The following is a 2329-nucleotide window of genomic DNA, read 5'->3' as shown; positions in this document are numbered from 1 at the left end:
CCCACGCGGCTGGCTGAGGCGCTTCGCGGGCTCGGTGCCGGCCCGCCGACCGACGCGCAGACCCTCGCCAGGGCGGGCGTGCACCTGGTCCTGGTGCGTGCCCTCGAAGTAGCCGAGCAACTCCTGGACCTGGGCCGCGAAGTCCTCTGCAGCGTCCTTCTCGACACCGAGGGCCCGGCGGATGCCGTTCGTGAAGCCGACCGAGCGCCCCAGACCCATGTCGATGCGGCCAGGGAACAGCGACTCCAGCACACCGAATTGCTCAGCCACCACCAGCGGCCGGTGGTTCGGCAGCATCACGCCGCCGGTGCCGACACGAATCCGGCTGGTGCCGGCCGCAACGGCCGCCGCGAGCACGGTCGGCGCTGAGCCGACCACTCCGGGCACGCTGTGGTGCTCGGACACCCAGAACCGCTTGTAGCCAAGCTCTTCCACCTGCCGAGCCAGCTCGACGGTCTGCCGAAGCGTCTCGGCCTCCGACTCACCGACCCGCGTCCGGGATCGATCCAGCACCGACAACGGAACACCTGTCAGCGCGGCCATATCTGGTCCAACCGCTACGCCCGCACGCTCATTCCAGCTTCCCCACGATCAGGTCAGTCAGCGCGTCGACCGCGTCGGCGGCGGTTGCCCGCTGCAGGGTCAGCTCGGCGGCGATCGCCTCAGCCGCACCCAGTACGCCGATGCAGCGCAGCCGGAGTGCTTCCGCAGAGAGGCTGGTGTACGGCGCGAGCGCGTCGGCCATCACCTTCGTGTAGCTGTCGAGCAGCTCGTGCTGCATCGCCTCGGCTTCCGGATTCCCCTTCAACGCCGCGGAGACGACGGAGAACTCCGGCATGTCGGTGGCGCACGCGAAGTAGGCGGTGCTCATCACCCGCGCGATGGCCGAGGCGTTGGGTTCGGCGGCATCCAGCGCCTCGGTCAACGCCGCCCGGTGCCGCTCGTCGAGCCGCCGGTAGACCTCGAGCAGGAGGCCGGCCCGAGTGCCGAAGTGGTCGTACACGATCGGCCGGCTCACCCCGGCGGCCTCCGCGAGGGTGACCAGAGTCAGTCCGTCGGTGCCACGAGCCCGCACCAGCCCGGCGGCGGCGTCGAGCAACTGGTCCCGCCTGGCCTGCTTCGACATGCGCACTTGCGTCATGCTCCGAGTCTAAGCTACAAAATGTAGGCTACAAAATGTAGCTAAGACTGGGAGGACATCGTGAAATCAGTTCTGATCCTGGGTGGCTCGGGCCAGGCCGGCTCCGGGGCCGCGGCGCTCTGGGACAGCCAACTCCACGGCCTGCGGTATGCACAGGACGGCGGTTTGCCGTACCTCAGCATCTCCAGCGGCCTGATCGAGATCGCTCCCGAAGTCGTTGCGACTGCTCAACGCCCGGGCGCCGCGCCGGTCCTGGTGGCCAGTCATTTCTGTGCCGGCGTCCTGATCCCCGCGGTGATGGAACTGGTCCGGGAGTTCGGTCCCGTCGACACGGTTCGGATCGGCGCGGTGCTGGACGAGTCCGATATCGGTGGGCCTGCGGGGCTGGCCGACCTCGAGCGTTGGTCTGTCGCCGCTCCTGCGGGACTGGTACGGCGGGACGGCGTCTTCCAGTGGGTGCGGGACGAGCAGGTTGCCGTGTCCACGCTCGACGGAACTGTCGTCCCGGGGGAGCGCATTGGCATTCTCGACGTACCGAGCCTCGCGCTGGCCACCGGCGCCGCGAATGTCAGCTTCGACTTCGCGGTCGGTGAGTCCGCGGGCCGGCGCCGGGGCGAGGGTCCTTCGCTCGAGGTCCGGATCGACCTCGAGCGGGCGGGGGAGTCGGCCGGCAAGACGCAGTACCTCGTCCACCCGAAGGGGCAGCGTCCGTTGACCGCGCTCGGGATCGCCCTTGGCGTGGAGCGTCTGCTCGGTCTCCGTGGGGAGCCCGTCGCGCCGGGGATCCACACTCCGGAAGGCATCCTCGACCCGGCCTACGTGGTCGAGCGCCTGACCGAGATTGGCGCTGTCCTCGTCTAGAGCGGATTGTCGTACTCCGGTCAGTCGGCGGCGGTGGATCGGCTGAGGTGCTCCCACTCGGTCACCTCGGCCAGGAGCGCCTCGTGGTGCTCGCGGAGTCCGTCGACCGCGTCGTTGCCGAGCAGGAGGCGCAGCGGCGGGTTGTCGCTGTCCAGCGCCTTCATGATCGCCGCGACACCCTTCACCGGGTCGTTCGGCTCGGAGTCCAGCAGTTCCTTCGTGGCCAGCCGGGTAGCGCCTGCTGTCTCCCGGTAGATGTCCAGCTCAGCGGTCGGTCAAGCACGACGACGCGACACCGCCCAAGTGCTGGCTGGCGCCACCTTCCAG

Annotated in this window: 4 protein-coding genes; 1 reads left to right on the top strand and 3 read right to left on the bottom strand. The window is 69.3% G+C overall.

What is annotated here, in order from left to right; translation table 11 throughout:
• Both ACWCOV_RS41665 and ACWCOV_RS41660 read right to left on the bottom strand, forming a co-directional pair.
• Positions 1-543, bottom strand: a 543-nt coding sequence (locus ACWCOV_RS41665) for an MsnO8 family LLM class oxidoreductase (protein WP_449834907.1), incomplete at its 3' end; no start/stop codon positions are given.
• A gap of 28 nt (positions 544-571) precedes the next feature.
• Positions 572-1141, bottom strand: coding sequence for a TetR/AcrR family transcriptional regulator (locus tag ACWCOV_RS41660; protein WP_449834906.1), 570 nt, complete (start codon positions 1139-1141; stop codon positions 572-574).
• 60 nt (positions 1142-1201) lie between these two features.
• Here ACWCOV_RS41660 and ACWCOV_RS41655 point away from each other — a divergent pair, with 60 nt between their 5' ends.
• On the top strand, positions 1202-2002 hold the full coding sequence (locus ACWCOV_RS41655) for a saccharopine dehydrogenase (protein ID WP_449834905.1): 801 nt from the start codon (positions 1202-1204) through the stop codon (positions 2000-2002).
• 20 nt (positions 2003-2022) lie between these two features.
• On the opposite strand, the gene ACWCOV_RS41650 is transcribed toward ACWCOV_RS41655, so the two are convergent.
• The gene (locus ACWCOV_RS41650; protein WP_449834904.1) at positions 2023-2166 is read right to left on the bottom strand and encodes a hypothetical protein; all 144 of its coding nucleotides are present in this window, start codon (positions 2164-2166) and stop codon (positions 2023-2025) included.
• Positions 2167-2329: the final 163 nt, after the last annotated feature.

This window comes from Kribbella sp. NPDC002412, from assembly GCF_053592935.1.
Note: the sequence above shows the minus strand (reverse complement) of the source record. Positions and strands in the feature narration are given on the sequence as shown.